This is a genomic window from Trichlorobacter thiogenes (assembly GCF_900167465.1).
Lineage (GTDB): Bacteria > Desulfobacterota > Desulfuromonadia > Geobacterales > Pseudopelobacteraceae > Trichlorobacter > Trichlorobacter thiogenes.
The window spans coordinates 129,416-150,952 of sequence record NZ_FUWR01000004.1; the positions used below are offsets into that span (position 1 = coordinate 129,416).

Genomic DNA, 21,537 nt, shown 5'->3' on the forward strand with positions numbered 1-21,537 from the left:
AACACATGGCTGAAGCTATCAAGATATTGATCTGCCAGGGAACGGGCGGTATCTCCGCCGGCGCTAAGAAGGTAGAAGCCGAGTTTAATCGGATTATTGCCGAAAAAGGGCTTACTGCTACTGTTGGCAAGCGTTGTGATGTGGTAAAGACCGGCTGTCGTGGTCTTTGTGCGAACGACGTTCTGGTTGACATCGTTGACGATAAGGGCTGTACCACCTACGACTTCGTTCAGCCGGAAGAAGTTGCCAAGCTGGTAGACGAGCATATTATTGCTGGTGAACCGCTTGAGAAGCGCAAGGCAAAGCCCTACTATAATAAGTTTGTTGATGCACAACAACGGATTGTTATGTCTGGCTGCGGACAGATAGATGCAGAATCTATCGACGCATACCTTGCAACTGACGGTTTTAAGGCAATCAAAAAATGCATTACTGAAATGAAGCCTGCTGAAGTTACGGAAGAAGTTAAGAAATCCGGGCTCCGTGGCCGTGGGGGCGGTGGCTTTCCCACCGGTCTGAAATGGTCATTCTGCGCAGCGTCACCAGGTCATCATAAATATATCATCTGTAACGCCGACGAAGGTGACCCAGGTGCCTTTATGGACCGGTCAATCCTTGAAGGTGACCCGTACTGCCTGATTGAGGGGATGATGATTGCCGGTTACGCCATCGGCGCACAGTTCGGTTATGTCTATGTCCGGGCTGAGTATCCACTGGCAATTCAGCGCCTTCAAAAAGCCATCGATACCTGTTACGAAAAAGGGTATTTGGGCAACGACTGCATGGGACTCGGCTTTGAGTACAACATGCGGATTAAGATGGGTGCAGGCGCCTTTGTCTGCGGTGAAGAAACCGCTTTGATGGCGTCAATCGAGGGTGAGCGTGGTATGCCCCGTCCACGTCCGCCATTCCCTGCTGTTAAGGGCCTTTGGCAGAACCCGTCAAACATCAACAACGTAGAAACCTTTGCCAACGTTCGCCATATCATTAACAACGGCTCAGCATGGTATGCAGCAATTGGTACAGAAACCACCAAAGGTACCAAGATCTTTGCAGTAACCGGCAAGGTTAAGCATACCGGTCTGGTTGAAGTTCCTGCTGGTATGAAGGTTCGTGACGTTATTTACGAAGTTTGTGGTGGTATTCTTAATAACCGCAAATTCAAGGCTGTACAGGCTGGTGGTCCATCAGGCGGCTGTATTTCTGCAGAACTGCTTGATACACCGGTTGACTATGACTCCCTGATCAAGGCTGGCGCCATGATGGGCTCCGGTGGTCTGGTTGTTATGGATGAAACCACCTGTATGGTTGATATCTCAAAATTCTTCCTGACCTTCACCCGGATGGAATCATGCGGCAAGTGTGTACCCTGCCGGATTGGCTTGAAAGCCATGCTTGATATCCTGATCAGAATTACCGAAGGCAATGGTCGTGCTGGTGATATTGAGACCCTGATTGATCTTGGTACTACCATCAAGCAAGCCTCATTGTGTGGTCTTGGTCAGACTGCGCCAAACCCAGTACTCTCTACTATTCGCTACTTCCGCGATGAGTATGAAGCCCATATCAACGATAAACGCTGCCCCTCAAACTCCTGTAAAGAGCTGTTACTTTGGCAGGTGGTTGAAGACAAGTGCGTTAAGTGCGGTGCCTGTAAGAAGGCCTGTCCGGTTGATGCCATTGTTTGGGAAAAAGGTGAGATTGCTTACCTGGATAAAGAGAAGTGTACCAAGTGTAAGTCCTGTTATGACGCCTGCCGTTTCATGGCAATTGAGTAGACAGTTCCTAGAGACAACTTACGTAAGACGAGGTTGAGATGGTCACTCTGACGATAGATGACAAGCAGGTATCAGTAGAAAAGGATGCAACGATTTATGACGCTGCCAAAGCAGCTGGCGTCAACATTCCGATCCTTTGCCATGACAAGAAGCTGAAGCCCTTTGGCGCCTGCCGTATGTGCCTGGTTGAGGTTGAGCAGATGAAAGGGCGTTTGATCCCTGCCTGCACCACACCAGTTACCGAAGGTATGATCGTCCGTAGCAGTACACCACCGGTTGAGAAAGCTCGTAAGCTGGTTTTGGAACTGTTGATGCTCAACCACCCGCTCGATTGTCCGGTCTGTGACAAAGGCGGCGATTGCGAACTGCAAAACCTTGCCTATGATCATAAAGTCAATTCAAACCGTTTGGCTGATGAAAAATTTCATCATGAAATTGACTATAACAACCCACTGATTGAGCGCGATCAGAACCGCTGCGTACTTTGCGGCAAATGTGTTCGTATCTGTGATGAAATTGTGGCTCGCGGAGCGCTGACCTTTATCAGCCGGGGTATCGAAACCACTATTGGTACTGAGTTTGATGGTCCGCTCAGCTGCGAGTTCTGCGGTTCCTGTATTTCCGTCTGCCCGGTTGGTGCGTTACTTGCCCGTCCTTTCAAGTTTAAGTCCCGTTTCTGGGCAATGACCAAGAAAAAGTCAGTCTGTGGTTACTGTGGCACCGGTTGCAACGTGACCCTGGGTGTTAAGGACAATAAAGTTCTGACTACGGTGTATGACGAAAACCAGGGCTTCCATAATGGTCAGCTCTGCGTTCGTGGTCGTTTTGGCTATCAATTCATCAGCTCTGACAAGCGCCTGAAAACTCCTCTGATTCGTAAGAATGATCAGCTGGTTGAAGCTGGCTGGGATGAAGCTCTAGCACTGGTGGCTGAGCGTCTGAAAGGTGCCGGTTCTGCTGCTGCCGCACTTGCAACTCCGCGCATGACCAATGAAGAACTTGTTTTGTTAAAGCAGTTGATGACCCAACAGGTTGGTTCACAGAATATTGATCATTCAGCTGGCTATGGCCATGCTGCAGTCTCAGAAGGTCTTGGTAAAAGTCTTGGTGTTGCCGCATCCTCAGCAACTATTCTTGATATCCAGAAAAGTGACCTGATTCTTGCTATCAAGACTGATGTCTATGAAACCCACCCGGTGGTTGGTTTTGAAATCAACATGGCTGTCAAGAATAAAGGTATCAAGCTGCAGATCATCTCCGACAAGCGCGGTAAACTGTCCCGCCTGCCTGGTGCTAATCTGCTGCTCAACAAGCCGGGCAGTGATGTCGCCTTGCTGAATGCTGTTGCAAAGGTACTGCTTGACGAAAATCTAGCTGTTACACCCGCCACACCTGAGCTGGCTGCTGCTCTGAATGACTTTACCCCAGAGAAAGTTGCCGAGCTTACCGGTGTTGCTGCTGATGCCATACGTGATCTGGCTCGAGCCTATGCCGCTGCTGAGAAGGCCATTATTCTCTTTACTTCCGGTCTTGCATATCCTGGTGCGGATGCACAGTTGGCCCATGCTGCCGCTAACCTGGCAATTCTGGGTGGTAAGCTGGGTAAAGAAGGGTCTGGTATTCTTGCCCTGCAGGAAAAGAATAACAGCCAGGGCGCACTTGATGTCGGTTTTGTCCCAGGACAAGGCGGTCTGGATGCGCAGCAGATTCTTGCTGGCTGTTCAGCTGGCAGTATCAAGACACTGTTGATTGCAGGCGAGAATCCGGTTGTTTCCTATCCGGCTCAGGCCCAGGTTAAAAAGGCCCTTGATGCAGTTGAGTTTTTGGTTGTGGCCGACCTGTTCCTGACAGAAACAGCCCAGATGGCTGACGTTGTGTTGCCTGTTTGTTCCTATGCAGAAAAAGCAGGCACCTTCACAGCAACAGACCGTAGAGTACAAAAAATATCTGCTGCCATTCCGGCTGTAGGTCAGAGTAAGCCTGAATTTCAGGTCTATGGTGAACTGATCAGCTTACTTGGCGGCCAACCTGCTGCTACCCAGGCAGAGGCATTTGCTCAGATCGCTGCCTACGCAGGCATTTCATACGCTGAACTTGGAGAAGGTGGTGCATTTGCCGCTGTCAAGCTGCAGCCAGTTCAGGTTGTACCTAAGGTTGTAACCGTGGCTGTTGACGCAGGCAAGTTTGCCCTGTTAACCGGTGCTGCCCTCTATCACTGTGGAACCATGTCACTCTATGGTGAGGGTACGGTCTCTGTCTGTGGCGAAGCGTATGTCGAAATATCCCGCAACGACGCAGCTAAGATGAATATTTCAGAAGGTGCTGAAGTAAAGTTAACCTCCTCAACTGGTACGGTTTCAGTAAAGGCCCGTATTTCACCACGGATGTCAGAGGGGGTTGCTTTTGCTCCCTACCACTTTGCTGAGGCATCAATTAATACAGTCTGGTCTGGTGCTGCTGTAACTGGCGTAACCATTTCCAAGTAACGATTTGTCTGAGTCTTAACGCTACCAGAGAAGGAAGAGGGACCGATGGGAATCGAGATTCTAGGACTGCCGCTGTACTACTACATCGCCATGGTGGCCAAGGTATTGATCGCGTTTGTATTCGTGCTTCTGACCGTGGCCTATGCGACCTATGCCGAGCGTAAGATTATCGGCTGGATGCAGGTGCGGATCGGACCGAACCGGACAGGCCCAATGGGCTTATTGCAACCGATTGCTGATGGTTTGAAGCTCTTTTTCAAGGAAGAGATCATACCTGCAGAGGCAAACAAGTTTGCATTCCTGCTTGCTCCACTGGTTGCTCTGATTCCGGCTTTCATTACGTTCGCTGTCATTCCGTTTGGCGACACAATCAAGATCTTCGGCTATGATGTGCCGTTGCAGATTGTTGGCTACTATGATGCCGGTGTCGGTAAAGTGGTGGATATGAATGTCGGCGTACTGTATGTGCTTGCCATGTCTTCACTGGGCGTATACGGCATCGTTCTGGCTGGCTGGGCATCAAACAGCAAATACTCATTGATTGGTGGTCTGCGTTCTTCAGCACAGATGATCTCCTACGAGCTTGCTGCTGGTCTGGCTATTATCCCGGTCTTTATGCTTGTTGAATCACTATCACTGCAGGAGATTATCAAGGCTCAGGCAGGCATGAAGTGGTTTATCTGGAACAGCCCGATGACCTTTGTCGCAGGTATGATCTTCTACGTTGCGACGCTGGCTGAAGTCAACCGGACACCTTTTGACCTTCCCGAGGCAGAGACAGAGCTTGTTTCCGGTTTCTGTACTGAATACTCTTCAATGAAGTACGCCATGTTCTTCATGGCAGAGTATGCCAACATGGTTACCGTAAGTGCTGTGATGGTAACCCTGTTCCTTGGCGGCTGGGATGGGCCTTTTGTCAGCGCAATTCCTTGGCTTTCACCGCTCTACTTTATTGCCAAGGTATATTTCCTGATGTTCCTGGCCATGTGGATCAGGGCTACCCTGCCACGCTACCGCTATGACCAGCTGATGCATCTTGGCTGGAAGGTGATGTTGCCAACAACGCTGGCATTGATTGTCGTAACTGCTGTTGCCGGTCACTTTGGCTTCTATACCTTTAGCGGGTTGTTCGGAAACTAGATTACGCTGTTACCTTCTGAGCTAACAAAGAACTAATAGTACTAAATAAAGGACGACGTTATGCCGAATCCGTTTACGCCAATAATGCAAGGAATGAAAATTACGCTGGGACACGTGTTCAAAAAACCGGTCACACTCATGTACCCTGATGAGCGTCCCAAGGTAGCTGAGCGTTTCCGTGGCCTGCATGCCCTTAAGGTTTCTCATAATAAGGCCAAGTGTGTTGCCTGTTATCTTTGCCCGACGGTCTGTCCTGCTAAATGTATTACTGTTGAAGCAGGTGAAGATGCAAATCACGATAAGTTTGCTGCAAAATATGAAATCGACATGCTGCGCTGTATCTTCTGCGGCTACTGTGTAGAGGCCTGTCCGGTCGATGCACTGAAGATGACTGGCGAGTTTGAATTAGCCAACTATCGCCGTGAAGATTTTGTTTTTACCAAGGAACGACTTTTAGAAAAGAAATAAAGGAGCGCTGTACATGGACATCTCATCCGTCTTCTTTGCCCTCGTCACTGTAGTGGCCATAGTATCGGCCCTGATGGTCGTGACCTGCAAGAACCCGATCAACAGTGCGCTCTCTCTGGTGCTGACGTTCTTCTGCCTGGCTACCTACTATGCCATGCTGAACGCTCCCTTTATGGCCGCTGTCCAGATCATCGTCTACGCCGGTGCCATCATGGTCTTGATTGTGTTTACCATCATGCTGCTGAACATCCGGGTCGATGCGAACAAAAAAGGTTCACACCAGGTTGCCCTTGGTAGCGTCATGGGTATTGTTACACTGTTGCTGACAGGTCTCATCCTGACTCGCGGCAAGGTGTCGCAACCGGTTGGTGGTATTACCTCAGACATGATCAATAAACTTGGTCATACCGAATTGATCGGTAAGGTTATGTTCACCGACTTCCTGCTTCCATTTGAAGTCACATCGATCCTGCTGCTGGTTGCCATTGTCGGCGCAGTGATCCTGGCCAAGAGAAAACTTTCCTAGAGGTGTCGTAACCATGGATAATCTGAACAACTATCTTATTGTCAGCGCCGTTTTATTCTCCATCGGCACCATCGGGGTCTTAACCCGTAAAAATGCCATTGTTATGTTCATGTGTATTGAACTGATGTTGAATGCCGTAAACCTGACTTTTGTCGCCTTTTCACGCCACCTTGGCAACCTTGACGGGCAGATCTTCGTGTTCTTTATCATGACCGTTGCTGCTGCCGAGGCTGCTGTCGGCCTTGCGATGTTTATCGCCTTCTTCAACAATCGCGAATCAATTGATATTGATGATGCCAACCTGATGAAGTGGTAGTCGGCTTGCAGCATTAAGCAATAGTCCTAATTTGAACCTGTAATGACGAGATAAAGGAGTAGCTCAATGTTCGACAATGTGTGGCTGATACCACTGTTTCCCCTGATCGGTTTTTTAATTAACGGTCTACTTGGGAAAAAGATCAAGAACGAGACGATCATAGGTAGCATCGGTGCTCTTGCCGTGTTCTCATCTTTCATCGTGTCGGTTATGACCTTCATCAAGCTGATCGGTCTTCCGTCGGCAGAACGGTCTGTAAACATCAAGATCTTCACTTGGATGACAGCAGGTACGTTCAATGCTGACATTGCCTTCCTGATTGACCCACTTTCTTGCTTGATGCTGCTGGTGGTGACTGGTATCGGTACCCTGATACACATCTACTCCATTGGCTACATGCATGGTGAAGAAGGATTCTATCGCTTCTTCGCGTATCTCAACCTGTTCGTTTTCTCAATGCTACTGTTGGTAACTGGTAATAACCTGTTGCTGATGTTTGTTGGCTGGGAGGGTGTTGGTCTCTGTTCGTACCTGTTGATCGGCTATTACTTCCACAAGAAGTCTGCTGGCGATGCTGGTAAGAAGGCGTTTGTTATGAACCGGGTTGGTGACTTTGGCTTCCTGCTGGGTACCTTTACCCTTTTCTGGTGGCTTGGCCAAACCCACGGGATCTGGACCATTCAGTTTACCGAACTTGCTAAAAACGCAAATCTGTTCCCTACTGGTGGTGTGGTGACGGTTATTACACTCTGCTTCTTCTTGGGAGCTACCGGTAAATCAGCACAGATTCCGCTCTATACCTGGTTGCCTGACGCTATGGAAGGTCCTACACCGGTATCTGCTCTGATCCATGCTGCTACCATGGTTACTGCCGGTGTGTACATGATCGCACGGATGAGCTATCTGTTCATTCGCTCCCCTGAAACCATGATGACTGTAGCTGTGATTGGCGCTTGTACAGCTTTCTTTGCTGCTACTATCGGTACTGCCCAGAACGACATCAAACGTGTTCTTGCTTACTCAACAGTATCCCAGCTTGGTTACATGTTTTTAGCAATGGGTGTTGGTGCTTTTACTGCCGGCGTGTTCCACCTGATGACTCACGCTTTCTTTAAAGCCTGTCTGTTCCTTGGTTCAGGTGCTGTTATTCACTCCATGCATGGCGCACTGCATCATGTTCATTCACATGACGATGCACAGGATATGCGTAACATGGGTGGTCTCAGCAAGTATATGCCAATGACCTATGGCACCTTTCTGGTTGCTACCATTGCCATTGCTGGTATCCCCGGTTTCTCAGGCTTCTTCTCAAAGGACGAGATCCTGTGGCAGGCATTTGCTAACCCACTGCATGGTAGTCTTAATATGCTGCTTTGGGGGCTTGGCGCCTGTGCTGCCCTGATGACCGCCTTTTATATGTTCCGTCTGGTATTCATGACCTTCCACGGTACCTGCCGGATCAAGGCTGGCGCAGAGAAGCATCTGCATGAATCTCCCATGGTTATTGTGTTCCCGCTGATCGTGCTGGCTATTCTCTCCATGGTTGGTGGTTATATCGGTCTGCCAAAGCTGATTGGTGATCTGGTTGGTGGTATTCCAAACTATCTTGAACATTACCTCGAGCCTGTTTTTGCCAATGCCAATGCGTATATGCAGGCCCATACCCATCATGGTCATCACAGCCATGCCCTTGAGTGGGGCTTGATGGGAACCTCTGTTGTCATTGCAGTGGTTGGTATCTGCACCGCATATGTGCTGTACATTGCAAGCCCTGAGATCCCAAAGAAGTTTACTGCTGCTTTCCCGGCTCTGCATCGTGCTGTCTATAACAAGTGGTATATCGATGAGCTGTATGATTTCATGCTTGTTAACCCTTGTAAGTCCCTTGGTCGTTTCCTCTGGAAAGGGTTTGATGTTCTGGTTGTTGACGGTATCGTTAACGGTGTTGCCCATGTGGTTATGGCGTTTGGTGGTGTAATCCGCTACATGCAAACCGGTCAGATCTACAATTATGCCTGGTCAATGACCTTTGGTGTGGTTGTAATCATCGGCTACTACCTGTTCAAGTAATTAACCTTCTGTAATTTGTACTAAAGGAGCAGATTCGATGAGTAACATTCTGAGCGTGATGACCTTCCTACCCATCGTGGGGGTACTTCTGCTGCTCTTCATCCCGAAGGGGAGCAATGGAGCGCTGCGCAGTGTCGCCTTAGTGACCACCGTGGTTACATTTATAGCCAGTTTACCAATTTTAACCGGCTATCAAACCAACGCAGAGTATCAGTTTGTAGAGAATGTACCCTGGATTGCGGCTGGTCCCTTTGCCATGCGTTACAACATCGGCATTGACGGCATCAGTCTCTGGCTGGTCATTCTGACAACTTTTATTATGCCGATTGCAGTGCTCTCAACCTGGACTGCTGTTGAAGATAAGGTTAAAGAGTACATGATCTGTCTGCTGATTCTTGAGACAGCAATGCTTGGCGCCTTTATTTCACTCGACCTGTTTCTGTTCTACATCTTCTGGGAACTGATGCTGATTCCGATGTACTTCATGATCGGTATCTGGGGTGGCAAGAACCGTCTGTATGCAACGGTGAAGTTCTTCATTTATACCCTGGTAGGTTCGCTGCTGATGCTGGTAGCTCTGATTTACCTCTACTTCCTGGGGACAAAGACCGGTATCACTGATTTCAGTCTGGTTCACTTCTTTGATCTCAAGATTGCCCCTGCAACACAAACCTGGCTCTTTGCTGCCTTTGCACTGGCTTTTGCTGTCAAGGTCCCCATGTTTCCGCTCCATACCTGGTTGCCAGATGCTCACACTGAGGCACCGACTGCAGGTTCGGTCATTCTGGCAGCTATCATGCTGAAGATGGGTACCTACGGTTTTATCCGCTTTGCCATGCCGCTCTTCCCTGAAGCTACCCATCAGTTCACACCGCTGATTGCGACGCTTGCAGTAATCGGTATTATCTATGCGGCGCTTGTTGCAATGGTTCAAGAGGATGTAAAAAAGCTTGTTGCTTATTCCTCAGTTGCACACCTTGGATTTGTTATGCTTGGTCTGTTTGCACTGAACGAGCAAGGAGTAACCGGTGCATTGTTGCAGAACCTGAACCACGGTATCTCCACCGGCGCACTGTTCCTTATTGTTGGTTTCATTTACGAGCGTCGCCATACCCGTCTGATTACGGACTTTGGCGGCCTCTCCAAGCAGATGCCGATCTTTGCCGTCATCTTTATGATTGTTACCCTGTCATCAGTTGCTCTTCCTGGTACGAACGGATTCGTAGGCGAGTTCCTGATTCTGGTTGGTGGTTTTGAAAGTAGCCTGCGTTGGTGGACAATCGTTGCCTCCAGCGGTGTTATCTTTGCTGCTGTCTATATGCTCTGGATGTTCCAGCGGGTCATGTTTGGCGAGCTGGACAATCCTAAGAATCAAGCGTTGCTGGATCTGAATGCCCGTGAAATTGCGATCATGGTTCCACTGCTGGTTATGATCTTTGTGCTGGGTGTCTACCCCAACCCCTTCATTGAAAAGATGACCCCTTCAATTAAGAAGGTGATTGCACATACCCGCATTGAGCCAGTAACTACCGCCAAGGTAGCAGTACCTGCGGTTGCCCCGGCTGCTGAAGTTGCACCTGCTGATCATGCTGCACCGGTGCATCCTGTGACTGAACCCGCCGCTGAAAAGCCGGCTGCCCACTAGTTGAACGAGTTAATGCCCTGGAGGATTGTTAAATGGATATCAATGTAGCTCAACTCTTTCAGACGATTAACCTGAACGTCATCATGCCTGAGGTGATTCTCTCAGTGCTTGGTATGGCTCTTCTGCTGGTTAACGTCTTCGTTCCCTCCAAGTCTAAAGGCTACCTCGCCTGGCTGAGCTTGATCGGTATTATCGGTGCTGGCTTTGTTGCGGTAACTGGCTGGGGTACGACTGTTTCTAGCTTCAATGATTCAGTTGTGCAGGATAACTTTGCAATATTTTTCAAGATGATCTTCCTGCTGGCTGCAGGGCTTGCAGTCCTGATTAGTGATCAGTACATGTCTCGTGAAGATTGTAACCACGGTGAGCTGTATCCAATCATTCTGTTTACTACGGTTGGTATGATGTTAATGGCAGCTGCAACAGACCTGATGACAATTTTCCTCGGTCTGGAGCTGATGTCTATCTCGCTCTATGTATTGGCTGGCTTCAATCGTGACAGTATCAAATCCAATGAAGCAGGCATGAAATACTTCCTGCTGGGTGCCTTCTCAACCGGCTTCCTGCTCTATGGTATGGCACTGATTTATGGTGTAACCGGAACCACCCGGATTGCAAAGATCGCTTCACTTGTTGTTCAGGTAGGCGGCGCTGGCAATACCATGTTGCTGATCGGCATGTTCTTGATGCTTACCGGCTTCCTGTTCAAGATTGCTGCTGCACCGTTCCATATGTGGACACCTGACGTCTATGAAGGTGCTCCAACCCCAATGACGGCATTTATGTCTGCTGGTCCAAAAGCAGCCGGTTTTGCAACCATGCTGCGTCTGTTGCTGGTTGTTTTCCCTGCAATGAAGGCTGAGTGGTCTGATCTGCTCTGGATTCTTGCTGTTCTGACCATGACCGTTGGTAACTTTACGGCACTTCGTCAGGACAACATCAAGCGGATGCTGGCGTATTCATCAATTGCACATGCCGGTTACTGTCTGGTAGGTTTTGCATCAGGGACTGCTACAGGTACCTCAGGCATACTCTTCTATATGCTCTCTTACACCTTTATGAATATCGGTGCCTTTGCTGTTATTGTGCTGATTGGCAAAAAAGGTGAGCCTAACGGCACGGTTATGGATTATGCCGGACTTGGCCATAAGCGTCCATTACTTGCACTTGCGATGACTGTCTTTATGTTCTCTCTGGCAGGTATGCCGCCTACTGCTGGCTTCATCGGTAAATTCTACCTGTTCTCTGGCGCTGTAGAGGCTGGCTACATCTGGTTGGCAATCATCGGTGTGCTGAATAGTGCTGCCTCCGTATACTATTACCTGCGTGTGATTGTGTTCATGTACTTCAAGCCAGGCGAAGAGGAGTTTGACTGGTTTACTATCTCTGCTCCGGTAGCGCTTGCTCTGGTCGTTTCTGCCGCTGGTTCGTTGATCCCTGGTGTTATTCCTTCATTGCTGCTTCAGTTTGCTCAGCAGGCTGTTAAACTTATTTAGCAGTAGTTGGGGATAGGGTTGTAATAGAAAAGGCGCTACCGGTAACGGTAGCGCCTTTTCTGGTTTGGCGGAAGCACACAGGAATCGAACCTGCCAAAGGAGTTTCTCACCCCTCTCAACGGTTTTGAAGACCGCGCGGACCACCAGCGTCCGATGTGCTTCCATTACAAAAATACTGTTGATACAACAAAGGGCTAGATACAATATATCTAGCCCTTTGTCTATATGGCGCGCTTGGAGAGATTCGAACTCCCGACACCCAGATTCGTAGTCTGGTACTCTATCCAGCTGAGCTACAAGCGCATATTAACAGTGTAAGTGGCGGAGAGAGAGGGATTCGAACCCTCGATACCGGTTTCCCAGTATACTCGCTTAGCAGGCGAGCGCCTTCGACCTACTCGGCCATCTCTCCCTGTGCAAAAGGACTTACAGATATACGTGATTCTGGTGCTAATTGCAATAATTTTGTGCTGTAGGATTGATGATAAATAATCGGCTATCGACCCTTCTTAAGATCAACAAGAATCAACTTTGCTACAGCTTTTAATGTCTCAAAAACACCTTCACCCGTTGAGGCACATGCCTCAAAATCCGGTACATTGGTTGGGTTTAACTCTCTGCGAAGCTCTTCAACAGAGACCGCATTGGGGAGGTCTCGCTTGTTGTATTGTACGACATAGGGAAGCTTGTCAAGGTCGTAGCCTTGTTCTTTAAGGTTATGGCGAAGGTTGTCCAGGGATTCGACGTTTGCGTCCATCCGCTCTTCCTGGGAGTCTGCAACATAGACGATGCCGTCAACACCTTTCAGGATCAGTTTACGGGAGGCATCATAAAAGACCTGACCAGGAACAGTGTAGAGATGGAAGCGGGTTTTAAAACCTCTGATTTCGCCAAGTGCGAGTGGGAGGAAGTCAAAGAAAAGCGTTCTTTCAGTCTCGGTTGCCAGGCTGATCATCTTGCCTTTTGCTTCAGGGGCTGTTTTGGCGTAGACATGTTGCAAGTTGGTCGTCTTACCACAGAGTCCTGGGCCGTAATAGACGATTTTGCAGTTTATCTCGCGTGAAGCATAGTTAATGAAAGACATTGCGGCGCACCTCGGTGAGACTGATTAGCTGAAAAGGTTGTCGATATCGTCATCCGTAATTTCAGCAAAGGGGAATGAAGTGCCTGATTTTACTTTTTCATCAGACTTTTTCATCAGCTTTTCAAAAATAACGGAGAGTTCTTCTGATGCCTTTTTGACCCGTAAGCGAACCAGACCAAGCGAAGAGCGGTTGTCAAACAGAACAACCAGGATGACACGTCCACCGACAATTGAAATATGGAGGTTGTCTTTCTCTCCTTCGTGAAAAAGGATTGAAAACTCTTTCTCGCCAATTAGTTTGGCTAATCCGCCTGTTGCAGCGATATTACCAGCAGTCAGAGATGCCAACGAGGTGGTATCAAAACGCTCGGTTTCGCCAACACCAGAGATTAGCTGGCCGTTTTTATCAACAAGGAAAATTACCTTTGAGTTAGAGTCTTTGAGAAGTCGCTCAATGACAACATTTATTTCTTGAAACTCTTCGTCATACATGACCATCTGCGAGTTGGACATGTGAATCTCCTTATCACCTGCAACGAGTCGGCTGCGTATCGACAACCACCGAATTTGTATAGCAGAACAGTGGCATTGATTCAAGTTGATTTAACCAAATAATAGTCTTGTTAAAAGGCGACTAGATCAGGAGTTCTTGAGTTTTGTGCTGAATTCACCTACGATAAGCCGAAAATGTCTGAAAAGAGGATGATATGGCATCTGAATATATACCAAAATGGATAGCATGGGAGACGACACAACGCTGTAATCTGCGTTGTGTGCATTGTCGTTGTTCTTCCGAGTTAAATTCCTCTGAGGGGGATTTTAGCACAGCAGAGGGCAAGCGATTACTTGAGGAAATTGCCGCGTTTTCAAAGCCGGTAATCGTTTTGTCAGGCGGCGAGCCGCTGATGCGGCCGGATATTTTTGAGTTGGCTGAGCATGGCACCTCACTCGGTCTGCGGATGTGCATGGCAACTAATGGCGCGTTGGTAACAGATGAAGTGTGCGCCAAGATGAAGCAGGCGGATATCAAGATGGTCTCGTTGTCTCTTGATGGTTCTACAGCCGCTATTCATGATGATTTTAGGCAGTGTGAAGGAGCCTTTGAAGGTGTCATCCGTGCTGCAGAGACGTTTCGTCGAAATGGCCAAAAGTTCCTGATTAACTCATCTTTTACCAAGCGAAATCAGCACGATATTGCTGATACCTTTAAGCTTGCCAAGTCGCTTGGTGCCACCGCTTGGTACATGTTTATGATTGTACCCACTGGACGTGGTGAAGAGATTATGAATGAGCTGATCAGTAAAGAAGACTATGAAGAAATTCTTGAATGGCACTACCAGCAAGAGAAGCTTGAAGACGATATATTGATGCGACCCACCTGTGCGCCACATTATTACCGGTTTGTGCCGCAACGCGCGAAGCAGGAGGGGATAAAGTTTGAGCGGCGTAGCCTTACGTTCTCAACCGGTGGTGGAAAAGGTTGTATTGCCGCGCAGACAATCTGTCTGATCGACTGTTTTGGTAATGTAAAGCCCTGCTCTTACTTTCACCGCGTGGCAGGAAATGTAAAAACAACGCCTTTCCGTGAAATCTGGGAGAACTCTGAAATATTTAAAGATCTTCGTGATTTCAAAGCTTATAAAGGCAAGTGTGGCGAATGTGAATTTATTAACGTGTGTGGTGGCTGCAGGGCCAGGGCAGATGCAGTTTATGGTGACTATATGGCAGAAGAACCGTTCTGTAACTATGTGCCAATTCGGTCGCTGAAGTAATTTGATGTTGACAGACGCTCTGACAACCTTTATAAACAAAAGCTCTTCGCCCGGATAGCTCAGTAGGTAGAGCAGTGGACTGAAAATCCACGTGTCGCTGGTTCGACTCCGGCTCCGGGCACCATGAAATTCAAGAGGCTATGTCAGATGACATAGCCTCTTTTTTTTATGGGAAAAGAAAAAGGCTTACAGATCTGCTCTGTAAGCCTTTAAATGGGGCAGGGATTTTAATTGATTTGTAGTCTGTTGATATTACATAATATTATTTTATGAATAGACTGAAAAACCGCAAAAAAGACCGTAAAAAATCTAGCGCTTTATGCATTTGCTGCCACAAAAAGAGTAAAAACTAAACTGCGCACCTGTGCCAACTTTACAACAGATTAACGGTAACGTCATCAAACTTTCCGGCCCTGAAGTAATCAACAAAATTGGATTGATACAGTCCCCACAGTTCAACCGCCTCTTCCAGATCGAAATACATTCCGGTTTGACCGCATTCCCCGGCAGCAAAATCCCAATCCATTCCCTTCACCAGCTCGGCGTATGGGCCTGAACCGACATAGGTAAAATCTGTCACGTAGATAACCTGGCTATCGCGGATCATAACCTCAACCGGTCTGTATCCGCCTTTTTCAACAGAATACTCTGAACTCCTGAAACTGATGATGTAATCACCTTTTTCTTTCGCTAAACTACTCAGTATATCCTCTAAATCCTTGTTAATAGAATATTCAGCCGGACTATTCGCTATTTTCAGCATTTACAATCTCCTTACTCGCTCCCAATGGCATTGAAACTTTCCAACTTCTTTCTCAACGTGAAAATGACCGAAATGCCACATCTTGAAATCAAGCCGCTGGTATATTGCTTCAAGCATATCTTCAACTGGATCAGGAACCCTGCTTGAACCCTGCAGGAAGTGTTTCCTTTGGCTCTTTGGACAGGTATGGCTTATGACGTAATCAACTTTCCACCCAACTCTATCAAGATTCCGGCAAGCAGTTTCAAAATCCTCTGCAGTTGGTATCTCTTCAGGCCACCAATCAATGCCCTCCTTGCGGGGAGGTGCATAATCAAACCCGCCACCCCACGCCAGAGATTTTACTTTTGTGCCAAAACGATCATGGCTGCTTGAACCGCCGAAGGCCAAGAAGCGCTTCCCCTCAATTTGGAAAATCTCCCCACGCTTCAGGTAATAGACATGTTCCCTGATTTTGTACGCTTTTCCCTCAAACAGCTCCACGATGGGGAACTCACCACCAAACAAACGGGCAAAATTTTCATGGTTGCCATCAACCGCCAGCCACAACACACGTTGCCGAAGTTTTTGTTCTAAAAACGAATCTTCGTTTTTTCGGTGTTTTTCGTTTGTATGATAATCATGCCACCATACCCCGCCCAAATCCCCGCAGCAGAAGCAGATGTCACCCCTCTTTGCAGGCTTGAACCGAGCAGAGGAAATATGATAGGCAGAATCCCCGCCATGCAGATCACCTGTAATCCAAATCATCACACATATCCTTTCTGTGAAGATCGCCAACTATGATTGCCCTAATTCCCCCTAAAATGAAAAAGCCCCCACCTGCGGTAAAATAAAACCGAAGGTGGAGGCAATCCGAACCTTGCACAACGTTACTGTTGTTAAATATAGGCTATTTATCTATGTTTTTCAATTGTCTTTAAGAGTATTAGGCTTGATTGGTTAACCTTTTTGGGCGCAAACAGGTGGATTGCTCATGTCAAGCGACAGCAGATTCCTACCATTTATGATTACATGTGCGCCCGCTGCTATTACATTATCCCTGTCAGCATGACAGAATACTTCCTGGCAGCTATTGATATAAGCCGGTTTCGTCTTATCAATGATTGCAATTACCCCTGACTGAACGTAAAATTCCGATCTCATTCCATCCTGTAAGGAACCTCATGTTTGAACAAGCCTTCAAGAATATAGACGACGTTCTCTGGAAAGAGGCCGGTTGCGGTAGTGAGCTGGATTATGCAGAGCAGACTTCATGGCTCTTGTTCCTGAAATACCTTGACGGGCTGGAGCAGGACAAGTCAATGGAAGCGGAGTTGGAAGGTAAGGCCTACAGCTTTATCCTTGATGAGCCGTATCGCTGGGATGTCTGGGCAGCCCCCAAGACAGCAGACGGCAAGCTCGACCACAACAAGGCATTAACCGGTGATGACCTGCGGGATTTTGTAGACCGCAAGCTGTTCCCCTACCTACACGGTTTTAAGCAGAAGGCCAGTGGCCCCAACACCATAGAATACAAGATCGGCGAGATATTTGGCGAGATCAAGAACAAGATCCACAGCGGCTACAACCTGCGGGAAATCATCGACCATATAGATGAACTCCGTTTCCGCTCCCAGACCGAGAAACATGAACTCTCCCACCTCTACGAAGTCAAGATCAAAAACATGGGTAATGCAGGTCGCAACGGCGGCGAGTATTACACCCCCCGCCCGTTGATCCGTGCCATTGTGCAGGTGGTTAAGCCACAGATCGGACAACGTGTCTATGATGGTGCAGTCGGTTCAGCAGGCTTCTTGTGCGAGGCGTTTGACTACCTGAAGAATCAGTCAGGCATGACCACTGACCAGGTAAAGACCCTGCAAGAGCGTACCTTCTACGGCAAAGAAAAGAAGTCGCTAGCCTACGTGATTGCCATCATGAACATGATCCTGCATGGCATTGAAACCCCTAACATCATCCACACCAACACCCTGGCCGAGAATCTGGCTGATATTCAGGAAAAAGATCGCTTTGACATCATCCTTGCCAATCCTCCCTTTGGTGGTAAGGAGCGCAAAGAGGTACAGCAGAACTTCCCAATCCGTACCGGCGAGACCGCCTTCCTGTTCCTGCAGCACTTTATCAAGATGCTGAAAGCTGGTGGTAGGGCTGGCGTGGTGATCAAGAACACCTTCCTCTCCAATACTGACAATGCTTCGGTCAGCCTGCGCAAGCTGCTGCTGGAATCATGCAACCTGCATACGGTGCTGGATTGTCCTGGTGGTACCTTCCAAGGCGCAGGTGTTAAGACCGTGGTGCTGTTCTTCGAGAAAGGGGCACCCACCCGTAAGGTCTGGTACTACTCCCTTGATCCTGGTCGTAACATGGGCAAGACCAACCCGCTGAACGATGCTGACATGGCCGAGTTTATCGAACTGCAACAAACCAAGGCTGACTCCCCCAAAAGCTGGAGTGTGGATGTAACTGGCATTGATACCGCTACCTATGACCTGTCGGTGAAGAACCCTGACGCTGGCGAAGTCATTACCCATCGCACCCCGCAGGAGATCATGGACGAGATAGCCGTACTGGATGCCGAGAGTGCGGAAGTGCTGGCGAAGATCAGAGCGTTGCTATGAAGGCAGGGTGGAGAACAAGCACATTAGGAGAAGTCTCCTCCTTTCTCAATAGGGGCATTTCTCCGAAGTACCTTGAAACTGGTGGTGTATGTGTATTGAATCAGAAGTGCATCCGTGACCACCGAATTAATTTTGAATCGTCACGACGACATGATGAACAGGCTAAAAAGGTCGGAGGGGATAGATTCATACAAGCGGGTGATGTCCTTGTCAACTCAACTGGAACGGGAACTCTTGGCCGTGTTGCACAACTCAGAGAGGCACCACCTGAGCCAACAACAGTTGATTCCCATGTAACCATAGTTAGGCCGATACCGAGCAAGTTCTATCCTGAGTTTTTTGGTTACATGATGGTGGTCATTGAGGACGCTATCAAGGAAGCCGGTGAGGGCTGCGGAGGACAAACAGAATTAGCCCGCTCCGTTTTGGCTGAAAAGTTCTCCGTACACTATCCCGATTCTATTTCCGAACAGCAACGCATCGTCACCATCCTTGATGAAGCGTTTGAAGGCATCGCCACCGCCAAGGCCAATGCAGAGAAGAACCTGCAGAATGCCCGTGCGCTGTTTGAAAGCCACCTGCAAGCGGTGTTTTCTCAGCGGGGTGAGGGGTGGGTGGAGAAACGGCTCGACGAAATTTGCACATTCAGTAGTGGTGGCACGCCGTCAAAAAGCAATAGTAGTTATTGGAACGGCAAGATACCTTGGGTTTCGGGCCGGGATATGAAATCAACCCAACTGTCCGATTCGTTTCTGCACATTTCAAAGTCAGCGGTTGAGGAATCCTCAACCCGCATGGCTCCTGCAGGAGATTTGCTGGTTCTTGTGCGCGGAATGGGGTTAGCGCATGGAGCCCAAATTGCTGAGTTAACGGTTCCATGTGCTTTCAATCAGGACATCAGAGGAATCCACTCGAATAGTGACTTGATACCCCGTTATCTCCTGTTTGCGCTTCGAGACAGGATCAATTCTAGCGACACGGTCTTGAGTAATGCGGCTCACGGAACACTCAAGATAGATTCGGATGAACTACAGAAGGTGAAGATTCCTTATCCTCCATGCGAAGTTCAGCAAAGAATTGTATCCACTATTGACTCCCTCTCGGAAGAAACCCAACGTCTTGAGTCGATATACCAGCAGAAACTCTCCGCACTAGACGCGCTGAAGAAGTCGCTGCTGGATCAAGCCTTCACCGGCCAGCTATAAGGACGTAATGAATGAAAGCAACCGAAGCCAAGCTGCTTGATTTTCTGAAAAAGTCACCTCAGTTCGTCATTCCTATCTATCAGCGAACCTATTCGTGGACTGAGAAGGAATGTCGGCAGCTATGGGATGACATTGTTCGCTGTGGCAGAAACGACCGAATCCCTGTCCATTTTATTGGCTCCATTGTCTATGTGGAAAGCGGTCTGTCACAGGTAACACATCAGGCACCTTTGCTGGTTATTGATGGTCAACAGCGACTTACCACAGTGTCACTATTGCTTACTGCTTTGGCGGAAGCAGTCGGAGAATCAGAACCGTTTGATGGTTTCTCTCAACGCAAGATTCGTAACTACTATCTGCTCAATCCCGAAGAATCCGGTGAGCGGCATTTCAAATTGTTACTGTCACAGACTGATAAAACCACTCTAACTGCTTTAGTTGGCAACAATCCCCAACCAGAAAACCATTCTCTGCGGGTGGATGGAAATTACAATGTGTTTCGCAAATGGATAAAAAGTGGCGAAGTCGATCTGCCAACCCTATGCAAAGGGTTAGCAAAGCTGGTGGTTGTTGACATTGCACTCAGCCGAGATCAGGACAACCCTCAACTTATTTTCGAGAGCATGAACTCTACGGGCAAAGAGCTGAGTCAAGCTGACCTGATCCGCAATTTTATTCTTATGGGACTTGAACCAACATTACAAACCAGACTTTATGAGCAGTTCTGGCGACCAATGGAGGTAGAATTTGGGCAAGAAGCCTATGGAATCCATTTTGACGACTTTATGCGTCACTACCTGACTGTCAGAACTGGAGTGATTCCAAATATCAACGCTGTCTATGATGCGTTCAAGAATCATGCTCGGGAGACACGGAGCGGTGCTGAAAGCGATGATAGTCATGTGGAATCGCTGGTCAAAATGATCCGTGATTATTCCCGTTATTTCTGTGCAATGGCTTTAGGCAAAGAAACTGATCCTCTGTTGAAGCGTGCGTTTCACGATCTGAGAGAATTAAAAGTAGATGTCGCTTATCCTTTTCTGCTGGAGCTATACCGTGACTTCGCTACTGGTCATTTGTCCAAAGAGGATTTTGCTAGTGCCGTCAGGATGGTGGAATCATACGTATTCCGTCGTGCGGTTTGTGCAATACCAACAAACTCTATGAACAAGACCTTTGCTACTTTCACTAAGGCATTGAAAAAAGATCGTTATCTGGAAAGTATCGCTGCTCATTTTTTACTGTTGCCTTCATATCGCCGCTTTCCGAGTGATGATGAATTTGAGAGAGACATCAAGACACGTGACCTTTACAACTTCCGCAGCCGTAGCTACTGGCTAAGACGCTTTGAAAACTATGGACGGAAGGAAATGGCGCAGGTAGACGAATACTCTGTAGAACATATTCTGCCGCAAAATGAAAATCTGAGCATTGCATGGCAAGCATCACTTGGGGATGAGTGGAAACGCATCCAGCAAACTTGGTTGCATACGCTGGGGAACCTCACTCTCACAGGCTATAACTCGGAATACAGCGACCGTCCTTTTATTGAAAAGCGAGATATGACAGGAGGCTTTAAGCATAGCCCGCTAAATGTGAATGTAGGTCTGGGGCAAATAGAGGCGTGGGATGAAGCAGCCATCATCGAAAGAGCAAAACGCCTTGCTAAGCGTGCAGTGAGTGTTTGGGGGGCGCCTAAGCTGGATGATGCTATTTTATTGGCTTTTCGCTCCAAAACGGATACTGCTTCGAGCTATACAATAGAGGATCATCCCCACTTGCTATTACCAACGATACGCCCTCTGTTTGAGGCATTTCGTAAAGAAGTGTTAGCACTTGATCCATGCGTCAACGAAGAGTTCCTGAAGCTTTACGTGGCATACAAAGCAGAAACAAATTTTGTTGATATTGTGCCCCAAGCCAAGCGACTTCGCCTGTCTTTGAATATGGATTTTGCTGAGATTAGTGACCCTAAAGGGCTATGCAAAGATGTAACAGATTTAGGCCGGTGGGGTAATGGTGATGTTGAAGTAGGTCTTTCAACATTTGAAGAGTTGCCCTATGTAATTGGTCTGGTGCGACAGGCGCTTGAGAAACAACTTGGAGAGACACTGGAATCATGACTGAAGCTGAATACCTGCACTTTGAATTCAATCAAGCATTCGTC

General features: G+C 48.1%; 17 protein-coding genes and 4 tRNA genes. 14 read left to right on the plus strand and 7 right to left on the minus strand.

Annotated elements, in window-relative coordinates; all coding sequences use genetic code 11:
* The first annotated feature begins 5 nt into the window (after nucleotides 1–5).
* From B5D39_RS05625 to B5D39_RS05665, 9 genes are all read left to right on the plus strand, one after another.
* Nucleotides 6–1,778, plus strand: coding sequence for an NADH-quinone oxidoreductase subunit NuoF (locus B5D39_RS05625; protein WP_078789421.1), 1,773 nt, complete (start codon nucleotides 6–8; stop codon nucleotides 1,776–1,778).
* Between the two features lie 38 nt (nucleotides 1,779–1,816).
* A complete protein-coding gene (locus B5D39_RS05630; protein WP_078789422.1) occupies nucleotides 1,817–4,264 on the plus strand; it encodes a molybdopterin-dependent oxidoreductase in 2,448 nt (815 codons plus the stop codon).
* A 45-nt stretch (nucleotides 4,265–4,309) separates the two neighbouring features.
* The gene (gene nuoH, locus B5D39_RS05635) at nucleotides 4,310–5,404 is read left to right on the plus strand and encodes an NADH-quinone oxidoreductase subunit NuoH (protein WP_078789423.1); all 1,095 of its coding nucleotides are present in this window, start codon (nucleotides 4,310–4,312) and stop codon (nucleotides 5,402–5,404) included.
* 60 nt (nucleotides 5,405–5,464) lie between these two features.
* The gene (nuoI, locus tag B5D39_RS05640; RefSeq protein ID WP_012471160.1) at nucleotides 5,465–5,872 is read left to right on the plus strand and encodes an NADH-quinone oxidoreductase subunit NuoI; all 408 of its coding nucleotides are present in this window, start codon (nucleotides 5,465–5,467) and stop codon (nucleotides 5,870–5,872) included.
* A gap of 13 nt (nucleotides 5,873–5,885) precedes the next feature.
* Nucleotides 5,886–6,398, plus strand: a complete 513-nt coding sequence (locus tag B5D39_RS05645; RefSeq protein ID WP_139366685.1) for an NADH-quinone oxidoreductase subunit J family protein — start codon at nucleotides 5,886–5,888, stop codon at nucleotides 6,396–6,398.
* Nucleotides 6,399–6,411: 13 nt separating this feature from the next.
* On the plus strand, nucleotides 6,412–6,714 hold the full coding sequence (gene nuoK, locus B5D39_RS05650; RefSeq protein ID WP_078789424.1) for an NADH-quinone oxidoreductase subunit NuoK: 303 nt from the start codon (nucleotides 6,412–6,414) through the stop codon (nucleotides 6,712–6,714).
* 66 nt (nucleotides 6,715–6,780) lie between these two features.
* Complete coding sequence (gene nuoL / locus B5D39_RS05655; protein ID WP_078789425.1) at nucleotides 6,781–8,784, plus strand: NADH-quinone oxidoreductase subunit L; 2,004 nt, start codon at nucleotides 6,781–6,783, stop codon at nucleotides 8,782–8,784.
* 37 nt (nucleotides 8,785–8,821) lie between these two features.
* Nucleotides 8,822–10,429, plus strand: coding sequence for an NADH-quinone oxidoreductase subunit M (locus B5D39_RS05660; RefSeq protein ID WP_078789426.1), 1,608 nt, complete (start codon nucleotides 8,822–8,824; stop codon nucleotides 10,427–10,429).
* Between the two features lie 32 nt (nucleotides 10,430–10,461).
* Entirely contained in the window at nucleotides 10,462–11,925 is a 1,464-nt protein-coding gene (locus B5D39_RS05665; protein WP_078789427.1) for an NADH-quinone oxidoreductase subunit N, read from the plus strand.
* A 65-nt stretch (nucleotides 11,926–11,990) separates the two neighbouring features.
* Here the strand turns inward: B5D39_RS05665 and B5D39_RS05670 are convergent.
* From B5D39_RS05670 to B5D39_RS05690, 5 genes are all read right to left on the minus strand, one after another.
* Nucleotides 11,991–12,088 (minus strand) — tRNA-Sec (locus B5D39_RS05670).
* A 63-nt stretch (nucleotides 12,089–12,151) separates the two neighbouring features.
* Nucleotides 12,152–12,228, minus strand: a tRNA-Arg gene (locus B5D39_RS05675).
* A 16-nt stretch (nucleotides 12,229–12,244) separates the two neighbouring features.
* A tRNA-Ser gene (locus B5D39_RS05680) sits at nucleotides 12,245–12,337 on the minus strand.
* 84 nt (nucleotides 12,338–12,421) lie between these two features.
* Nucleotides 12,422–13,009 carry a GTP-binding protein gene (locus B5D39_RS05685; RefSeq protein ID WP_078789428.1) on the minus strand — a complete coding sequence of 196 codons (588 nt, stop codon included), beginning with the start codon at nucleotides 13,007–13,009 and terminating at the stop codon, nucleotides 12,422–12,424.
* 24 nt (nucleotides 13,010–13,033) lie between these two features.
* Entirely contained in the window at nucleotides 13,034–13,522 is a 489-nt protein-coding gene (locus B5D39_RS05690; RefSeq protein ID WP_078789429.1) for a roadblock/LC7 domain-containing protein, read from the minus strand.
* Nucleotides 13,523–13,716: 194 nt separating this feature from the next.
* Between B5D39_RS05690 and B5D39_RS05695 the strand changes: the two genes are divergently transcribed.
* Nucleotides 13,717–14,781, plus strand: a complete 1,065-nt coding sequence (locus tag B5D39_RS05695) for a radical SAM/SPASM domain-containing protein (RefSeq protein ID WP_078789430.1) — start codon at nucleotides 13,717–13,719, stop codon at nucleotides 14,779–14,781.
* A gap of 48 nt (nucleotides 14,782–14,829) precedes the next feature.
* Nucleotides 14,830–14,905, plus strand: a tRNA-Phe gene (locus B5D39_RS05700).
* 249 nt (nucleotides 14,906–15,154) lie between these two features.
* Here B5D39_RS05700 and B5D39_RS05705 read toward each other — a convergent pair.
* On the minus strand, nucleotides 15,155–15,544 hold the full coding sequence (locus B5D39_RS05705) for a DUF2787 family protein (RefSeq protein WP_078789431.1): 390 nt from the start codon (nucleotides 15,542–15,544) through the stop codon (nucleotides 15,155–15,157).
* On the minus strand, nucleotides 15,545–16,294 hold the full coding sequence (locus B5D39_RS05710; RefSeq protein ID WP_078789432.1) for a metallophosphoesterase: 750 nt from the start codon (nucleotides 16,292–16,294) through the stop codon (nucleotides 15,545–15,547).
* 416 nt (nucleotides 16,295–16,710) lie between these two features.
* On the opposite strand from B5D39_RS05710, the gene B5D39_RS05715 reads away from it, so the two are divergent.
* The 3 genes from B5D39_RS05715 to B5D39_RS05725 are packed head-to-tail and all read left to right on the plus strand — an operon-like array spanning nucleotide 16,711 to nucleotide 21,493.
* Nucleotides 16,711–18,165: a class I SAM-dependent DNA methyltransferase gene (locus B5D39_RS05715; protein ID WP_078789433.1), complete on the plus strand. Its 1,455-nt coding sequence runs from the start codon at nucleotides 16,711–16,713 to the stop codon at nucleotides 18,163–18,165.
* Entirely contained in the window at nucleotides 18,162–19,370 is a 1,209-nt protein-coding gene (locus B5D39_RS05720; RefSeq protein WP_078789434.1) for a restriction endonuclease subunit S, read from the plus strand. The genes B5D39_RS05715 and B5D39_RS05720 overlap by 4 nt, the downstream gene beginning before the upstream one ends.
* An 11-nt stretch (nucleotides 19,371–19,381) precedes the next feature.
* A complete protein-coding gene (locus B5D39_RS05725; protein ID WP_078789435.1) occupies nucleotides 19,382–21,493 on the plus strand; it encodes a GmrSD restriction endonuclease domain-containing protein in 2,112 nt (703 codons plus the stop codon).
* The last annotated feature ends 44 nt before the right edge of the window (nucleotides 21,494–21,537 follow it).